Raw genomic sequence first — 17,329 nt, 5'->3', positions numbered from 1 at the left:
CTAAAACCAAGATGCAAAAACTAGCCTTTTAGGCGCACAGGCTCAGAAAACTCATTAAAAGATACTTCTGATGGCAAAAATGCTAGAGAAATAACACCCCCACTTCTTTCAAACTTTAAAAGATAACTTCCTGCATTCAGTTTTATACTGCACCCTTGTATGGCATCTGAACCGTCTGGTTCAAGACCACCTCCAGTCGCGTCCTCCCCCGCGCCCACAAAAAACTCTCCGGAAGGGGATTTTAAATAAACCCCAGCATTAACATCTGGCAAATCTTCAACCACCTTAACTTGATATTGGCCATCGCTCCCAAGATTGAGAAATGCCACATTCCCCTCATTCATCTCGAACAGCTCATCTTTTTGTATGCTCCACCAATCGGATGTATCTGACATTCGATGCCGTAATGCTTTCAAATCGAAGATTGCCAACGTAGCAGTATCTGTAACTATGGACTGCCGATGATTAGTGGACGGTCAGGGTTGCCGCCGAGAAACTCAACCACAACTTCATCGCCGACACGGGGAAGCAATGGGAAATCCTCTTCAAATCGGTGATTTTTTCTCTAATTCAAACATTTTTATATCCCTAAAGATGGATAGATATCCACATCGATCATCGGCTAATCCAACACCCTGACTTCACCCACTTGCATACCTCGAGCCATTGCATTCTAAGCGTTATTTATAGCAGTGTGGCAGGGGTCATTCTTAATCATAGTAAGATTATCAAATGCGTTGGTACCACCATCATCCAGTGGCTTAACGTGGTGAACCTGCCATTCTCTATTTGGAAGCTTGCCCATTTGCATATTGGCAATTTCGGAATCAGAAACCCATGGTGTCCTGACGACTCAACGGCAAGATGCACACGAAGCGCAGCAACCTTTAAAGCACTCCGCACAACCAAAAACCTATTTTAGAAACCAACTTTATCCAAGTCTTAGGCCAACAAATCATCCCGCAACCGCGTATCCTCTAAAAATATAGAAATCCAAGTATCCATGATATCAAAAACGTTAACGTTCAATTCGGGCTCAGCAGGCTCCTCATGCCACCAAATCAATCCTTCAGCCGCACTTTTGCTAGTCAAATCAACCGCCAAATAATCCCCCCCTCCATTAGAAAACACTGTCAACCATTGTTCAGCAAAACCAACATCTTCTTCATCTATAAAGTCTGCAACACAGGTAGTGTTTTCAATTTTTTGAGGCCCCATTGATTGAGCCGGAAAAAAAGTAAATCCATTATGCACATTCAAATAAAAACTCAACAACCGCTCAGGAAAGCCCTTAAGTTTCACTTCCGCCAAAGCCACACCACCTAACGGCTTCCCACCAATGTAATAGTAAAAACCATTAGTGTCATGAAAAATATAAAGCAATTCAACCTCTCTGCCACCCAAAACGGCAGTTCCAATCAAGCAGCCTTTTAACAAAGACAAAACCCAGGGCAACTCACTTGAAAAATCTAACCAAGCATCAGGAAACACCGGGTCGCCTTGCAAATTTATTCCAAACCCCACCCACCCCTCAGGCACAGCAACCTCTTTCGGGATTTCATTTTTAGAAAAAAAAACATCCCGCCCGACAAAAGAACCTCGAACATCATTGACAACTTCATCCAATGTAACCATGGCTAACACCTAAGGCAGAAGACTATAGATTTTTTCCTGCAACTCAATTTCAAGTTCAGCTGATCGCCCCATCATACTACTTCTAAAACTTGGATCAACATCAATGCCACCTTTTCTGTAACGCGTCCATTGTTCATAGGTTTTAGCCCCTCGAGAAGTGTTAGCTGTTTCACTGAGAGGTGAGGAATTTGGCTTATAGTTTAGAACTTCTAGCTGATTATCGAATGCAAGCTTATTAAACCCATTCATTTCAGTAATCTGCTTCATGGGTACTACATGGTCGGCATACAGTGGCTTGGTGATCTCCAGCCCGGGAAGTGCTGGATCTTTCATTGGGAGAGCTACATCTTTGTTAACCATAGCTTGGATTTCTTTACTTGGGGTTCTAGCTCGAAGTTTCTGATAAACCTCAGGAGACACGCCCTTAGCTTTTGGAGTTAGCGGTAACGCCGCTCTCTTGGTGATCTTTACATTACCCAGATTAGACCCCAACCCTCCATTAGGTTGTAGCTTATAGCGTGCACTAAGACCACCGCCAAGGAAAGCACCTCCAAAAGCTAAAAGTTTCTGTTGATTAGAATCCTCCCCGTATAGGTCTCCCCCAAGCTTGTACCCTGCAGTGCCCCCCAGCACCCCGCCCAATAAACCCCAAGCAGCCATAGCAGGCCCCACAAGTACCACTGCGCTCGCGAGTCCAATGCCCATCACGCTCAGTTCAAGCCAAACCGGCACCTCGGGGTCAATTTCATCGGTTGTTTCGGTTCCACCGCCAATACATACATTCGGCGACCCTGCACTAATCTTGGCATCACAAACCGTCCGGTCCCCTACCCGCGCTGCAGGTTGGCCGTTGATATGGACATTTCCTGATCCCTTATCTATCTGACCCGCTTCATGGCAAGCAAATGACAAGCGTCCAATCAGTTGCCCTATACCAGCACCAGTAGCAGCACCCGCACCGATCATTGCGGCGATCGCCAGCGCACCCAAGCCGCCGGTGCATCAGCAGCGGCTGCAGATGTTCGTCGTGGTGCATAAAGATCAGTTGCAACTGATGAACCGGTTGCCCTTGCTGCCGCCAGCGAAACTCGACACGGCGTGCGTCCAGACCTGCTACCTCAACTGGTGTGACAGGCTCAATCCACTCAACATGTGACAAGGATTTTTTCAATTCCCCCGGCAATTGTTGGGCCAACGTCTCAAGATCAACATCCGGCGCAGCAGGAGAACGCCCCACCACAGACGAGAAAGGACTCGGTCCAATATCCGTCATGGTAAACACATGAAAAGTCTTGTCTTTTAGATTCTGGGGTCTTACGAAGCTCAACTCATTGGTATAAAAACGCTCCGGCGGCGGTGGCGGAGCATCATCCACAGTGGCATAGCCATACAAGCCTTCGTATTCGAAAACCTCAAACTGACCGACTGGACTGCCCCCGGAAAGGTAGACATCCCCGGCCTATGCTTTCTCAGCCACCTCTTGCTGCACCAAATATTCATGCCTCAATAATTCATGGGCCTGAAGATTATCTCTAAGGTGCGGCTCACCATTTAAGCTGCCATAGGTACCCAACTCAAATAAATTCGCCAGCCCCTTTGGATCAACCCACCCAATTGGATTAGGGGCATATTTGTAAAAATTGACCCCTCCCTCTAGACCTATAGGGTCCTGCGAAATAAATCGCCCAGATTCCGCATCATAGTAGCGAAACGTGTTGTAGTGCAGTCCCGTCTCGTCGTCAAAGTACTGCCCCTGAAACCTCAGGTTCTGCTCAACTTCATTGACCGTCAGTTGCTCTATCGTGCCCCAAGACCGATACGTCGCATGCCAAACGATCTCCCCCTCGCTGTCGGTCAGCTCCAGCGGCGTACCGATCTGATCGGTACGGAAGTAGTAAACCTTCTGCTCCTCCCCCTCCGCTTGATCGACACGCGCCAGTGGCGCATAGCTACCCGGCTCGTAGAGGTACAAACTGCTCTGCTCCGGCGTCTCCTCCCGCAGCATCCGCAGCCCTTGCCAAAGAAAGCGCTTCTGCTCAGTTTTGCCGTTGATATCCGACTGCTGTCGTCCGGCACTTCACCGAAGTAGAAGAACAGGTTGTCCAGCGTCTGCAGAAGGTAGTGGCCGCCCTCGGTGCACACCAGGTACACCTGTTCGTGCGGGTTGTAGATGCGCTCGCCCGGTTGCAGAGTGACGAACGGGACTTCCCGGCCCTGGTTGTCGGTGAGGTAGATGAAGCTGCCGCGCCGGCGCAGGCTCTGCTCCCAAGGCAACACCCAGCCACGGCCAAGCATGCTGTCGACGCTCAGGTCGCTGGCGTAGAAGCGCGACCACTCGATGGGCATCAGGCCCGGCAGGCTGAAGTCGATTTCATCTGGGATCAGTTTGCGGCCGGTGGTGAGATCGACCGGGTTGCCGACCAGGCCACCGATGGCCTTGCGCGCTACCGGTTCGACCACGTAACGACTGGCCACCTCACCGGCGACGAAGCCTGCGGTGAACTTCAAGGCGCAGGGCATGACCGCTTTCATGCCGGCCTGGGTACCGGCCTTGATCAGCTGGGCGATGCCACCGGCCGCACCGGCAATGGCCATCAATACATCCACGGTGGTGCGCAGCCATTTGGGAATTTCATCGTCCACCGGCAGGTAACGGTAGGTGCCGCCGCCGATGATGACGTTGTCCGAACCGCCAGAAATAGTGGCGCCGCAAGTCAGCTTTCAACGCTGAGTTCGGAATAAGACATAGGGGCAGCACCGTACCGGAATGGTCAGGTGTTGCACTCAGATTTTGCCGCTGCCAACAGTAAACAAAATCTAAAAATCAAAACTCCAAAAAAGCGTCATTTTCATAATAGAATTTAAATGCCTTAAAATAATCTTCAGTCGTAGGAGATGGCAGCTGTTGGTTCGTATAGTCTATTACGTCCTGTATAATAGGCGTATCCAAGGTCTCAACCCAGCCTTCACTGGCCACCTGCGGTGGTAAATAGCCATTAGAATCCGGTGGAAAGTCTCGACCATCCAAAGAAAAAGCCCCTTTTGTTTCCAAAGTCCAGATCGTATTTGGCAAGTAAAACCACGAATCCGGCATCTTATCCAGACTCTCCAAAACTTCTCGAACACTATAAGTTCTCACAACCCCTCAACATGATGTACACTGAAGCCGTTTAAAGCCGCCTTACACTCAATGCTGATGCAAAAATCTCTCTACCAAGGCATAACCTGAAACACTCATAAGCAAATAATTTTGATATTCCTCGATAGCAAGCACTCTAACAGGGTGCCCTAGACGATATAACGTACCCGCCACATTAAACTCGAACTCTATCAAATACGGATCATTAATCTTTCCATCTTTCAAAATCAACCACTCTCCCGTCTTGAGTTTATCAACGGCCGTGAATACTACAAAAAATTCACCCTTATGATCCTTGAAATTTAAATAGCCGCCTCCATCTGGTACTGTTTTACTCTCCCCAACTGAGAGCACTCCAAAAGCAAAAACATTCTTAAACTTCTTATCCTTACTTTCGCCTCCCATCCAAATTATCTGACTGATGGCGAACCGACCATCGTCCATAGGAATTGCGAAATAGTCACCAGATTTCATAGACACCCTCCACTCACAAACCTAGACCTTTCATTTTGGCCAAAGCATCTGATCTCCGACTGCTTGGCCACCCGGCGCCAGATGAGGCTCGGGTTGCGCATACTGCGGTTGAGTCGATCATCCAGGTTTGCAAATCGATAAAGCCTTGCTCATTCAATCTCAAGTGCAAGCGTTTGAGCATCTGATCGAATGTCCCCTGGTTTCGCCAGCCCCGAAACCGTTAATACACTGTTGACCAGGGGCCGAAGCGTTCCGGCATATCTCGCCACGCAGCACCTGAGCGGAGCACCTAGAGCACGCCATCGAGCATCAGGCGGTCGCTCAGGCGGGGCCGCCCCCGGCAATGGGTTTCGGTGAGGGGATCAGCAACCACAGCCCAGGCCTCATCCGAGAGTTCATAACGCTTTGCCATCACAGGATTCCTTTCCGTAGATGGATGGAAACTCTACAAAATTTCAGCTTCCGAGGGACGCCGATTGAGTTTTTCGGGATCTCGTACAGAGCCTAGCTTCTCAGATCCAATATCGAGCACAACAGGCCCGGACCTGCTAATAGTGAGAGGCATGGTCTTACAGGAAACTGGCCTACTACGTACAGCAGCTCAATACTTTACTTTTGCTGCCTCACTACACCAACCGATTAAAACTCTACGCTGCTGGCTAGCAAACTGCCCAAAATCAAAGTCACTTACAGAGACTCTATCCCCGCCAATTTCCAGCTCCCCGCCAGCAACTATTCTTGAGTCGTTGACTGTTATGTACCGAACATTGCTTGCATTCATCAACTACACCCCGAATTGCCGCCCCTTTTAATTCAGGCTAAGGTTAGTTGCCATCACCCAGAATTCCAGAGCATCAATCGACCTTTGATGCGGCAATTGCAATTAACACTATCAGTTACCCTCAAATAAACCAATGTACGTCAACCCATTATAACTAGTTTTAAATGGCCGAGGCACAACAACCCCCCCATCAGAATACCAAAATATAGCATTGGCTTTGGCTATGCCCAGCCTTATGCATTCAGCTTTAACATCCAACAACTCACTAGAATCAACAGATGACTCCTTGAGGAGCTCATCCAAACTCACTTCTTGAGTTTTCCTGGGAATGATCCCAATAAAGTCCTCATCATACCATTTTATTCCGAGATCCTGACAAAATTCACAGACTTTATATGCGGGATCATCCATATCCACAGAGTAGTCCAACTCGAAATATTTGAGATATACAGGTTCCGGGGAAAAATTAGTACCCACCCATACATGCACTTTTTCATAGCGCTCGATATCATAAATATCCATTTAACAAGACCCCAATTTCATGTGATTACGATGGTGTGTATCAATGACACTCAACGCTTCAGCCTTACTCTTGGTCTTAACCAAGTCCTTTATAAGTTTATTATGGAAATTTCTACCTGCGCTACTTCCGTGGTGCGGGCCATCAGGCACTGGATTGCCATGCCTATCAGTTACGCCGACAAAAGTAATATCTTTAGTAGGCACGGTCATTTCCTTGAGTTCTTGGGCAGTAAAACTAAGCTCCCTTGCCTTGGAGGCAATCGAAACCGGGAACATCTCATGTTTCCCGCCAGGTTTTCGAAGCGCCTCCTCCACTCCCTTTTTGTTATCAATGACATCTTGGACTGAAGCACTATTAAACCAGCTTTCAAAGCCATTTTTCTCCCATGGTACCCAACCCAACGGGTCAATCCAAAGCGTCGGGGTAGGCACATAGGCATAAAAATTAGCTCCGCCCCGCAGCCCGATTGGGTCCTGGGTGATAAACCGCCCCACCTCCGGATCGTAGTACCGAAACGTGTTGTAGTGCAGTCCAGTCTCGTCGTCAAAGTACTGCCCCTGAAACCTCAGGTTCTGCTCAACTTCATTGACCGTCAGCTGCTCAATCGTCCCCCAGGACCGATACGTCGCCTGCCAGACGATCTCCCCCTCGCTGTCGGTCAGCTCCAGCGGCGTGCCGATCTGGTCGGTATGGAAGTAATACAGCTTTTGCTCTTCGCCCTCCGCCTGATCGACACGCGCCAGCGGCGCATAGCTACCCGGCTCGTAGAGGTACAAACTGCTCTGCTCCGGCGTCTCCTCCCGCAGCATCCGCAGGCCTTGCCAAAGAAAGCGCTTCTGCTCAGTTTTGCCGTTGATCTCCGACTGCTTCGCCACCCGCCGCCCAAGGCTGTCGTAGCGATACTCACCCACACTTTCGAGCTTGCCGTTGATCAGTGTCTCCGCTTTGACCAAACGGTTTTCAGCGTCATATCTGAAGTGCTGCAACTGGCTCAGACCGCTGCGTTTCTCGATCAGATTGCCCCAGGCATCGTAGCTGTATTCCTGATCACGCCACTGCCTGATGCGGTTGTCCTTGACCTTGTCAAACTGGCTGGTATTGAAGTTCAACCGGTTGGCCGCGGCGTCGTAACGGAACTCCTCACTACTCACCAGCGAACCGGTATCGCGGCTATGTAATTGACCGTTGGCCTCGTACTCGTACTTGATTTCGCCGCGCAACTTGTCCAGCGTGCGCACCAATTCCCCGGCCGGGTCGTACTGATAACGCCGGTGAATCGGGTTGTATGCATGCTCCACCAGCAATGAGGTGGTGATGCCGGCATTGTGCACTTGTGAGAGCTTGTCGGCAGGTAAGGTCGAAGCAAACTGCCACGCCTTGCGCCCCATCGCGTCATAACCGAAGCAACTGGTTAGCCTGCCTTGGGTGCGATACACCTCGCGGTGCAGGTCATCGCGCTCCATGTCGCTGATCACCTGGCCATCCAGGTTCAACTGGTGCAGGTGGCCACTGCCGTAATACAAATGATTGACCTTGCGTCCGTCCGGCAAGGTCAGCGTGGTCAGGTTGCTGAGCGGGTCGTACGCGTAACTCAGTGCTCCATCGGAAGTGATTTCCTGAGTCAGCCGGCCCAGCAGGTCGTAGGTGTAGTCGAGCCTTTCTTCACTGATACCTAATCGCTTGCCAACAGCGGTTGGTTGGCGCTGAATGCTCAGCAGTCGATCAGCGTCGTCGTACTCATACTGCTGCCGTGCATCGTTGTTGAGCCTGGCCAGCAGGCGGCCAATCGCATCGCGTTCAAATATCGTACTGCGCTCTGGACGCTCGCCTCGTTCGCCAGAAACCGCAACAAATAGCTCTTAAAATATAAAAACCACCTCCATTAAGCCTAAATCTCTTCAATATTCAAATTTAACTTTTCCGCCTTAGCGGACACCACAACAGACTCCGTCACAATAGGATCAACCCATATAACATTTTCAACAAAGAAAAAATCCAACCCCAACGTCTCGCCTTCCACCACCCTCATCTTCTTTATACCTCTCACGCTATAATCAGACGAAAGCTCGCCTTTACTAATCCTATCAAGAATCATTGTCTTTCCAGAGTACTCCGAATTTAAATAATCAAAGCATGGAATCTTACAACTGACGTGAATGAAATAATATTCCCCCTCAACACCCCTCCCTCCAAAATATTGAATATCGGCATCATAGAATTCGGCCAGAGTACGATGCTTTTCAAGAACCTTCCTCATTTTATCTGAAACAAAAAAAGCACCCGATGTGGTGAAGAAAAAATCACTATTCATTTTTTTTATTGGCTTATCCAGCTTAACTTTTACCACCGTACCGGCTGACACCACGCTTTTTCCAATTTGGTAGTAGCCTTCAATCGACGGGTGAAAGCTAACCTCACCATCGATGAATTCACCACTAACGTCCTCATGACGAAGAATATAATATTTCATAGCCTCTCCTTAACAAGTTGACCGAGTACCTTTGGGTCTTGGGTCGGTATTCTGTAGGCGTAGCACATCCGCGCCTAAGCTTATTCTCATACTTCGCTCAACTGCTCTGATTTTTCCGAGAATTTGCTTATCGGAAGCCGTAGTGAGATTTCCAATTTTCTGTTCTGAGAGAGCTAACCTATTACGTGCAGCGTCAAAATACGACCCGAGATGCCCACCACTATGTAATGGTTTGCCAGTTGCTAAGGATTCAGCAGAAGTTATACGCAGTGCAGAGCCGTTACTTGCACCATTTGGCGCCTGGTCCAGACGGTTCCCGCAGCCATAGCTGAAGCTCTGGAGTTTGCTATGCCCCGAGCGTTTTCCGATCAGTTCAGTCTGCCCTGAGTGCCATAGATCTCGCGGTACAGGTCATCGCGCTCCATGTCGCTGATCACCTGGCCATCCAGGTTCAACTGGTACAGGTGGCCACTGCCGTAATACAGATGGTTGACCTTGCGCCCATCCGGCAAGGTCAGCGTGGCCAGGTTGCTGAGCGGGTCGTACTCGTAACTCAGTGCTCCATCGGAATGATTTCCTGAGTCTGCCGGTCCAGCAGGTCATAAGTGTGTTCCTGTTTTTATTCTGGGTCAGCATCATGCCCACTGCGTAACTGAAGCTGTGCACAACGTTGCAGTTACCAAGATGACCGCATTCAGCTGACTCAGCTCGCCGTAGAGACCACACCAACATTGTGCGACTACGCGTCAAAAGTCGACCTCATCCTCATCGACTAGGGACTCTATAAACTCACCAAAAGAGTCCGACATATGCCTCTGAGCATTGAGGTGATTAAGGTGCATGTCAATATCAGGCTGAAAGACATCAACTGCGAAATAAATAATTCTGCCCGAATCCTTTTCGATGCATATAAAATTACCTGCCTCATCATTTGCAAATGGCACCAACTGCCGCGGCAATACTTTTTTTTCCTGCATCAACCTGTAACAACCACCTATATATTTAGTTTCGCAACCATCTGACGCACCGATACGCGATATACTTTTAAAATCCTCTACCCTTATTGGCTCAAAATCCTCATCTTCGGCCCAAAATTCGCGACTCGGAGAACCCCCGTTAAAATCCATATAAAAATCTTTAAAATCTGCAGGCAATTTAAATCCGATATTAATCTCAAGTGCTTCAATATCAGCTTCAGTGACTGGCGAATCCGATTTCAAAAGCTTAAACATATTCGCTCTCAACTCTCAACATGTAGTGGAAGTCGTTATCTGGGGCCGACCTTTAAGCCAGTCTTTATCTTGCGAGATCGCCACTGCTTCCGATGTTCCGTAAGCCCCTGACGATAGGCCAAAATGTTTCTCAAATTGAGCTACAGACCCCGTATGCGGCAAAGATGCCTCATGCGCCGACTGGGTAATCAACTGCATAGTTCCTTTTCCTGTCATTGGATCAAAGTCATCCAAATGGTGCCATGTGTATTTGCCGACCCTCTTGACTTGGGCCTTCGTCAACCCAGCTTGTTTGAAAGCCTCGGTAAAATCTCTACCTCTGGAACCTTGTAGTTGGATTGTGACAATATTTTTTTGGTTCCCTGATATAGGAAAAAGATCAGGTGAGCCTTCAAAGTTTACGCTTTTGAAGGCTAATCCCCAAGGGTCAATCCATGTAACAGCACTCGGTGCATACTGGTAGAAATTCACACCACCGCTAAGACCAATTGGGTCTTGTGTCACAAACCTTCCCACCTCCGGATCGTAATACCGAAACGTGTTGTAGTGCAGTCCAGTCTCGTCATCAAAGTACTGCCCCTGAAATCTCAGGTTCTGCTCAACTTCATTGACCACCAGCCGCTCTATCGTGCCCCAAGACCGATACGTCGCCTGCCAGACAATCTCCCCCTCCCTGTCGGTCATCTCCAGCGGCGTACCGATCTGATCGGTATGGAAGTAATATAGCTTTTGCTCTTCGCCCTCCACCTGGTCGACACGCGCCAGCGGCGCATAGCTACCCGGCTCATAGAGGTACAAACTGCTCTGCTCCGGCGTCTCCTCCCGCAGCATCCGCAGCCCTTGCCAAAGAAAGCGCTTCTGCTCAGTTTTGCCGTTGATATCCGACTGCTTGGCCACCCGCCGTCCGAGGCTGTCGTAGCGATACTCACCCGTACTCTGCAGCTTGCCCTCGACCAGCGTTTGCGCCCGGACCAGGCGGTTTTAGCAGTCATAGGCAAAGCTTTGCAGCTTGCTGTGCCCCGAGCGCTTTTCGATCAGGTTACCCCAGACATCGTACCTGTATTCCTGATCACGCCACTGCCTGATGCGGTTGTCCTTGACCTTGTCGAACTGGCTGGTGTTGAAGTTCAGTCGGTTCGCCGCGGCGTCGTAGCGGAATTCCTCACTACTCACCAGCGAACCGGTATCGCGGCTATGTAATTGACCGTTGGCCTCGTACTCGTACTTGATTTCGCCGCGCAACTTGTCCAGCGTGCGTACCAGTTCACCCGCCGGGTCGTACTGATAACGCCGGTGTATCGGGTTGTACGCATGCTCCACCAGCAACGAGGTATTAATCCCGGCGTTATGCACCTGCGAAAGCTTTTCGGCAGGTAAGTTCGAGGCGAACTGCCAAGCCTTGCGCCCCATCGCGTCATAACCGAAGCAACTGGTGAGCTTACCCTGGGTGCGATACACCTCGCGATGCAGGTCATCGCGATCCAAATCGCTGAACAGTTGACAGTCGAACTTGAACTGGCTGGTGGCCGCTGTCGTAGTACAGGTCAGGTGGTTGAGTTTGTGCGTGTCTGGCAAAGCAAGTAAGGCTCAAACCAGCCTGGAGTCGGAGCGCGGTTCAACCGTTCGAGCAATCTCATCAGGCACAGAAAGCAGCACTACATCAAAACCATAGTGAACATCCCCAACCTCGTCGTAAGTGTGTACGCCGGCTACTACTCCCTGATACTTCCCCTTAGGCACAGGGGTTTCGATCCAGCCTGTATAATCCTCCCAGTCCCAAAATACCGCCATATCAGCCACATACAAAGTATCTATAACATTTAAGTAAAAAACTTATCCTCAAATATAATTTTTCGCTCAACCTCTACTGGCTTTTCATTACAAAAAATCCTTATACGATACCCTCCATCATCAACCCCCATAATTGGCCACGCAAGACCAGCATCTAAAACCTCATCCCCTTTATCAGTGGAGGTGAAAGATTCTAGAATATTATCACCTTCAGCTATTCCTCCTGGGAAAATCATTTGAACCCCAGGAAAGTCGAACATAACAATTCCATTAAAATCAACATTAACTTCACACTCAAATTTCACGAGCAACCTCCTGCCCCAGTTTTTGTTTTACCCCTATACCAATCATCTCGATCAGGAACAACTCTTTGCGGGTCTGCTTACGCTTGCCGGCGTACTCGGCATCGGCGAAGGTCATTTTGCTTCATCGGAAAACTCGGCGGGTGGAGTCCGGGCATTTTGCCAAAATCAGGAAGTCTTCTTCAGGATTTCCCTAAGGGCACAGACTTGTCGGTACATAGCCAAGAAGAACTCGACGCCATTGCACTGCAACTGAACATGCGCCCGCGTAAGCGCTTCGATTTCAAGTGCCCGATCGAAGTCATGGGCGAAGTAATGCAAGAAGCCATGGCTATGCGGCATGATGCTCCAGCTTCAATTCAATAACTGCGTTGCACTCAGCTCCTGCAACCGCCCACCATAACTCTAGTCATAGCCTACCGTGACGGTAGCTGGATGCCGGGAAACAAAAACTCTTTAGACGGATCCCAGTTAACACCAGTTTCTCGGTATTTCTTAAGCCTGGAGAGAATTTTTTCGGGATCGCCGACCATCCCGCAAAGTTCATAACGATAAATTAGATCCAAATCATCCTTTTGGGAGAGTGAATCTTTGAGAGTTTCAGCACCAATATTTGAGTAATCATCCGACAACTCAATCAGCCGTGCCCCTGTATTACCTGGAGCCCCAAAAATAGCAGATAACATTCGTTTTTCGACAGGCCGTTGATTCGGGATAATCTCTGCCTCGGTAGTCAGGCGTGAAAAAACCCCCTTAATATTTTTCACTGACACAAAGATAGTGAACAAGACATCCAGACGATTAAGATCGACACCTTCCCAGTTATCCTCCGCCCTGAAAACATCGAACACTTCTAAAAGATAGTTGTTTCGCATTTGAGCGATAGCGAAAACACCATCCTCCACTTTTATACTTAAAACCAAATCTTCTTGCCACTTCAAAGCTCTCAGCATGATACCGCTCCTTTAACTTTTCCGCTAACTTTTGCCTTTCCACTTGAGGTTTTATACTCATCAGCAGCCGCAAGGTACCGTGCTCCATTGGGGTTATTTTTACCCACGGGATTCTGCTTGTTTGAAGTCCCCTCAAGACCACCTCTATCTTCAAATACTCGTTGCTCCAACCCTCGAGCAATATCTTTTCCAGCTTGACCATCGCCAACAAAAAATGGTTCAGGGGGAACATCAAAATGCGCAGTATTTGAATAGCGATACGCCAAAACATCCTGCGCGGAATGACCTAATCCTGGTTTGCTCGCATAGCCAATATATGGCTTACCATTTTTAATCCCTTCATATGTAATATGTGTAGCGTTTGCTGGATTTCCAGCCCACCCCAGTGGATCTAACCACCCAAGAGGGTTGATCGCATACTGATAGAGGTTAATACCCCCGAGTAAACTGACCGGATCCTGGGTGATATAACGCCCGATTTCCGGATCATAATAACGAAATGTGTTATAGCACAAACTTGTTTCTGCATCGAAATATTGTCCTTGGAAGCGTAGATTCTGCTCAATCCCATTGAGCAGAATCTGCTCTGACGCCCCCCAAGACCGATAAGAAGCCTGCCAGACGATCTCCCCCTCGCTGTCGGTCAGCTCCAGCGGCGTGCCGATCTGATCGGTATGGAAGTAGTAAACCTTCTGCTCCTCCCCCTCCGCTTGATCGACACGCGCCAGCGGCGCATAGCTACCCGGCTCATAGAGATACAAACTGCTCTGCTCCGGCGTCTCCTCCCGCAGCATCCGCAGCCCTTGCCAAAGAAAGCGCTTCTGCTCAGTTTTGCCGTTGATATCCGACTGCTTGGCCACCCGCCGCCCGAGGCTGTCGTAACGATACTCGCCCACACTTTCGAGCTTGCCGTTGATCAGTGTCTCCGCTTTGACCAAGCGGTTTTCAGCGTCATAACTGAAGTGCTGCAACTGGCTCAGACCGCTGCGTTTCTCGATCAGATTGCCCCAGGCATCATAGCTGTATTCCTGATCACGCCACTGCCTGATGCGGTTGTCCTTGACCTTGTCGAACTGGCTGGTATTGAAGTTCAACCGGTTGGCCGCGGCGTCGTAACGGAACTCCTCACTACTCACCAGCGAACCGGTATCGCGGCTATGTAATTGACCGTTGGCCTCGTACTCGTACTTGGTCTCGCCACGCAACTTGTCCAGCGTGCGTACCAATTCCCCGGCCGGGTCGTACTGATAACGCCGGTGAATCGGGTTGTATGCATGCTCCACCAGCAACGAGGTATTGATCCCGGCGTTATGCACCTGCGAAAGCTTTTCGGCAGGTAAGGTCGAAGCAAACTGCCAAGCCTTGCGCCCCATCGCGTCATAACCGAAGCAACTGGTTAGCCTGCCTTGGGTGCGATACACCTCGCGGTGCAGGTCATCGCGCTCCATATCGCTGATCACCTGACCATCCAGGTTCAACTGGTGCAGGTGCCCACTGCCGTAATACAAATGGTTGACCTTGCGTCCATCCGGCAAGGTCAGCGTGGTCAGGTTGCTGAGCGGGTCGTACTCGTAACTCAGTGCTCCATCGGAAGTGATTTCCTGAGTCAGCCGGCCCAGCAGGTCGTAGGTGTATTCGAGCTTTTCTTCAGTAATACCTAATCGCTTGCCAACAGCGGTTGGCTGGCGCTGAATGCTCAGCAGTCGATCAGCGTCGTCGTACTCATACTCCTGCCGCGCATCGTTGTTGAGTTTGGCCAGCAAGCGGCCAATCGCATCACGTTCAAATACCGTGCTGCGCTCCGGACGCTCACCTCGCTCGCCATACCCGATTTCATCAACGCGGGTCAGGTGACCGCCCTCGTTGTAGCTGAAACGTCGGGTCAGGTTGTCCACCCGCACCTCTTCGCTCAGCCGATCCGAGGCATCGTAGGCAAAGCTGTAGGTGGCGTTGTTTTCATTGACCAACGCCGTCAGGCGCAAGGCCTTGTCGTACTCGTAAGCAATGCGTTGGCCTTTGGCGTCCTGACGGCTGCTCGGCAAGCCACGTGCGGTGCGCAACAGGCGTGTGATCTGGCCTTTACCGTCGGCGTGGCTGAGCACCTGGCCATAGACGTTGTACGTAAAGCTTTCCGCGCTGCCGTCCGGATGGTTGATGCGCAGTACTTCACCGTCCGCCTTGCGTTCCAACGTGGTGGTCTGGTTCAGCGCATCGGTCACTGCCACCAGATGCTGGCGCTCATCGTAGCGATAGCGGGTGCTTTTGCCCGAACAGTCCTGATAGCGTTCGACCTGGGCCAGGGTGTTCCACCACAGGTATTTGGCTTTGTGGTTGGCATCGATGACGGTGTGCGGCAAGCCATCGTCGCTGTTCAGGTACTCAGTGAGCTGGCCCAGGGCATCGGTTTCGGCAAGCAGGTTGCCCTTGTCGTCGTAACGAGCCTGCCAGGTGCTGCCGTCCGGGTAGCTGGCCTTGGTCACCAGGGTGGTCAGGTGGTGGTATTCGTAGGCGATCTTGCGGCCCAGTGGGTCCGTCTCTTCGAGCAAACGGGCAAATTCGTCGTACGTGAAGCTGAGCCGATTGCCGTCCGGCAAACCCAGGCCGACCATGTTGCCGTTGTCGTCCAGGTCAATCGCGTAACGTTCGCCGCCATAGTCGCGGCTGGCGATCACTCGATGGTCAGCGTTGTAGTGCACCTCGAGTTCGCGACCAAGCACATCGGTCGCCCAGCTGGTGCGCCCTTCAAGGTCGTAGCGAAAGTGGAAGTGCTCGCCGTCGCTGGTCCAGTGCTCGACCACCCGTGGCTGGCCGCCGAGGGTTTCCCAGCGGTAATGACAACCCAGGCCCAACGCGTTGCTGTGGGTCACCATCACCCCGTCGGCGTAGCTGAAGCTGCGCACGGTGTCGCCGTTGCGGTTGATCACCGTGCTGAGCTGACCCTGCTCGTCATAGCGGTACTGGGTCAGGGTTTCGACCGCCTGGTTGTTGACCACGCGTTTGATGTCGGTAAGGCGACCCAGCGGGTGGTCGTAGTGCAGGTGCACGCGTGTGCCGCCAGTGGCGCTGATGTCGGTCAGCGTGCCTTGCTCGGTGCGGGTGAAATGCAGGAAGTGGCCGAGGGCATTTTCGATGCGCTGCAGCGGCACCTGCCTGTCGTCGTCCGGCACTTCGCCGAAGTAGAAGAACAGGTTGTCCAGCGTCTGCAGAAGGTAGTGGCCGCCCTCGGTGCACACCAGGTACACCTGTTCGTGCGGGTTGTAGATGCGCTCGCCCGGTTGCAGGGTGACGAACGGGACTTCCCGGCCCTGGTTGTCGGTGAGGTAGATGAAGCTGCCGCACCGGCGCAGGCTCTGCTCCCAAGGCAACACCCAGCCACGGCCAAGCATGCTGTCGACGCTCAGGTCGCTGGCGTAGAAGCGCGACCACTCGATGGGCATCAGGCCCGGCAGGCTGAAGTCGATTTCATCATGGGATCAGTTTGCGGCCGGTGGTGAGATCGACCGGGTTGCCGACCAGGCCACCGATGGCCTTGCGCGCTACCGGTTCGACCACGTAACGACTGGCCACCTCACCGGCGACGAAGCCTGCGGTGAACTTCAAGGCGCAGGGCATGACTGCTTTCATGCCGGCCTGGGTGCCGGCCTTGATCAGCTGGGCGATGCCACCGGCCGCACCGGCAATGGCCATCAACACATCCACGGTGGTGCGCAGCCATTTGGGAATTTCATCGTCCACCGGCAGGTAACGGTAGGTGCCGCCGCCGATGATGACGTTGTCCGAACCGCCAGAAATAGTGGCGCCGCAAGTCAGCTTGTCGCCCTTGCGCGCCGCGGCCACGCTATTGATAAAGACGTTGGTCGAGCCTTCGGCGATCTGCACCGGGCCTGGATGTTTGTCGCATGCCCCCAGGCTTTTCTCGACCCGGGCGGCCTTGCGGCTGTTGACGAAGACATTCGGTGAGGCAGTCGCAATCGTCCCGGAAGGGGATTAAAACATACCTAGACCTTTCATTTTGGCCAAAGTATCTGA

The 17,329-nt window shown here is 51.2% G+C and carries 14 protein-coding genes and 9 pseudogenes; 1 reads left to right on the top strand and 22 read right to left on the bottom strand.

Features of this window, described 5'->3' with window-relative positions; all coding sequences use genetic code 11:
* Positions 1–20: 20 nt before the first annotated feature.
* The 20 genes and pseudogenes from CX511_RS10785 to CX511_RS25420 form a co-directional block, all read right to left on the bottom strand.
* Positions 21–431, bottom strand: coding sequence for a DUF6386 family protein (locus CX511_RS10785; RefSeq protein ID WP_231353404.1), 411 nt, complete (start codon positions 429–431; stop codon positions 21–23).
* 23 nt (positions 432–454) lie between these two features.
* Positions 455–529 (bottom strand): annotated as a pseudogene (locus CX511_RS25425) (phage baseplate assembly protein V); the annotation flags it as partial.
* Positions 530–673: 144 nt separating this feature from the next.
* Entirely contained in the window at positions 674–805 is a 132-nt protein-coding gene (locus CX511_RS10780; protein WP_231353451.1) for an HNH endonuclease, read from the bottom strand.
* A gap of 137 nt (positions 806–942) precedes the next feature.
* Positions 943–1,635 (bottom strand): SMI1/KNR4 family protein, encoded by a 693-nt coding sequence (locus CX511_RS10775; protein ID WP_101291834.1) that lies wholly within the window; start codon positions 1,633–1,635, stop codon positions 943–945.
* A 9-nt stretch (positions 1,636–1,644) separates the two neighbouring features.
* Positions 1,645–2,625, bottom strand: coding sequence for a PAAR domain-containing protein (locus tag CX511_RS10770; RefSeq protein ID WP_231353403.1), 981 nt, complete (start codon positions 2,623–2,625; stop codon positions 1,645–1,647).
* A gap of 10 nt (positions 2,626–2,635) precedes the next feature.
* Positions 2,636–2,992, bottom strand: a pseudogene (locus CX511_RS10765) (DcrB-related protein); the annotation flags it as partial.
* A gap of 102 nt (positions 2,993–3,094) precedes the next feature.
* Complete coding sequence (locus tag CX511_RS25660) at positions 3,095–3,640, bottom strand: RHS repeat domain-containing protein (protein ID WP_220639123.1); 546 nt, start codon at positions 3,638–3,640, stop codon at positions 3,095–3,097.
* 23 nt (positions 3,641–3,663) lie between these two features.
* Positions 3,664–4,356 (bottom strand): annotated as a pseudogene (locus CX511_RS25655) (DUF6531 domain-containing protein); the annotation flags it as partial.
* A 103-nt stretch (positions 4,357–4,459) separates the two neighbouring features.
* Positions 4,460–4,774, bottom strand: a complete 315-nt coding sequence (locus tag CX511_RS10755; protein WP_101291797.1) for a DUF7716 domain-containing protein — start codon at positions 4,772–4,774, stop codon at positions 4,460–4,462.
* Positions 4,775–4,822: 48 nt separating this feature from the next.
* Positions 4,823–5,248 (bottom strand): hypothetical protein, encoded by a 426-nt coding sequence (locus CX511_RS10750; protein ID WP_101291796.1) that lies wholly within the window; start codon positions 5,246–5,248, stop codon positions 4,823–4,825.
* A gap of 25 nt (positions 5,249–5,273) precedes the next feature.
* Positions 5,274–5,660: pseudogene (locus tag CX511_RS10745) on the bottom strand (transposase); the annotation flags it as partial.
* Between the two features lie 480 nt (positions 5,661–6,140).
* Complete coding sequence (locus CX511_RS10740; RefSeq protein WP_101291795.1) at positions 6,141–6,551, bottom strand: immunity 22 family protein; 411 nt, start codon at positions 6,549–6,551, stop codon at positions 6,141–6,143.
* Positions 6,552–6,947: 396 nt separating this feature from the next.
* A pseudogene (locus CX511_RS10735) lies at positions 6,948–8,390 on the bottom strand (RHS repeat-associated core domain-containing protein); the annotation flags it as partial.
* 50 nt (positions 8,391–8,440) lie between these two features.
* Complete coding sequence (locus CX511_RS10730; RefSeq protein ID WP_101291799.1) at positions 8,441–9,022, bottom strand: imm11 family protein; 582 nt, start codon at positions 9,020–9,022, stop codon at positions 8,441–8,443.
* A 374-nt stretch (positions 9,023–9,396) separates the two neighbouring features.
* Positions 9,397–9,641 (bottom strand): annotated as a pseudogene (locus CX511_RS25650) (HNH/ENDO VII family nuclease); the annotation flags it as partial.
* A 127-nt stretch (positions 9,642–9,768) separates the two neighbouring features.
* Positions 9,769–10,254 (bottom strand): SMI1/KNR4 family protein, encoded by a 486-nt coding sequence (locus CX511_RS10715; protein ID WP_101291798.1) that lies wholly within the window; start codon positions 10,252–10,254, stop codon positions 9,769–9,771.
* Positions 10,255–10,269: 15 nt separating this feature from the next.
* Positions 10,270–10,536, bottom strand: coding sequence for an HNH endonuclease (locus tag CX511_RS10710; protein WP_231353447.1), 267 nt, complete (start codon positions 10,534–10,536; stop codon positions 10,270–10,272).
* Between the two features lie 129 nt (positions 10,537–10,665).
* Positions 10,666–11,835 (bottom strand): annotated as a pseudogene (locus CX511_RS10705) (RHS repeat-associated core domain-containing protein); the annotation flags it as partial.
* 239 nt (positions 11,836–12,074) lie between these two features.
* Positions 12,075–12,350: a hypothetical protein gene (locus tag CX511_RS10700; protein WP_143527650.1), complete on the bottom strand. Its 276-nt coding sequence runs from the start codon at positions 12,348–12,350 to the stop codon at positions 12,075–12,077.
* Positions 12,340–12,465, bottom strand: coding sequence for a hypothetical protein (locus CX511_RS25420; RefSeq protein ID WP_259407435.1), 126 nt, complete (start codon positions 12,463–12,465; stop codon positions 12,340–12,342). Before CX511_RS25420 ends, CX511_RS10700 begins: the two co-directional genes overlap by 11 nt.
* 65 nt (positions 12,466–12,530) lie before the next feature.
* Here CX511_RS25420 and CX511_RS10695 point away from each other — a divergent pair.
* A pseudogene (locus tag CX511_RS10695) lies at positions 12,531–12,713 on the top strand (IS30 family transposase); the annotation flags it as partial.
* A gap of 50 nt (positions 12,714–12,763) precedes the next feature.
* Here the strand turns inward: CX511_RS10695 and CX511_RS10690 are convergent.
* Both CX511_RS10690 and CX511_RS10685 read right to left on the bottom strand, forming a co-directional pair.
* Positions 12,764–13,300: a DUF8309 domain-containing protein gene (locus CX511_RS10690; RefSeq protein ID WP_101291790.1), complete on the bottom strand. Its 537-nt coding sequence runs from the start codon at positions 13,298–13,300 to the stop codon at positions 12,764–12,766.
* Between the two features lie 374 nt (positions 13,301–13,674).
* Positions 13,675–17,287 (bottom strand): annotated as a pseudogene (locus CX511_RS10685) (RHS repeat-associated core domain-containing protein); the annotation flags it as partial.
* Positions 17,288–17,329 lie beyond the last annotated feature (42 nt).

Origin of the sequence: Pseudomonas sp. S06B 330 (assembly GCF_002845275.2) — a bacterium.
Classification (GTDB): domain Bacteria; phylum Pseudomonadota; class Gammaproteobacteria; order Pseudomonadales; family Pseudomonadaceae; genus Aquipseudomonas.
The sequence above is the reverse complement of the archived record's forward strand: the minus strand, read 5'-3'. Positions and strand labels throughout refer to the sequence as shown.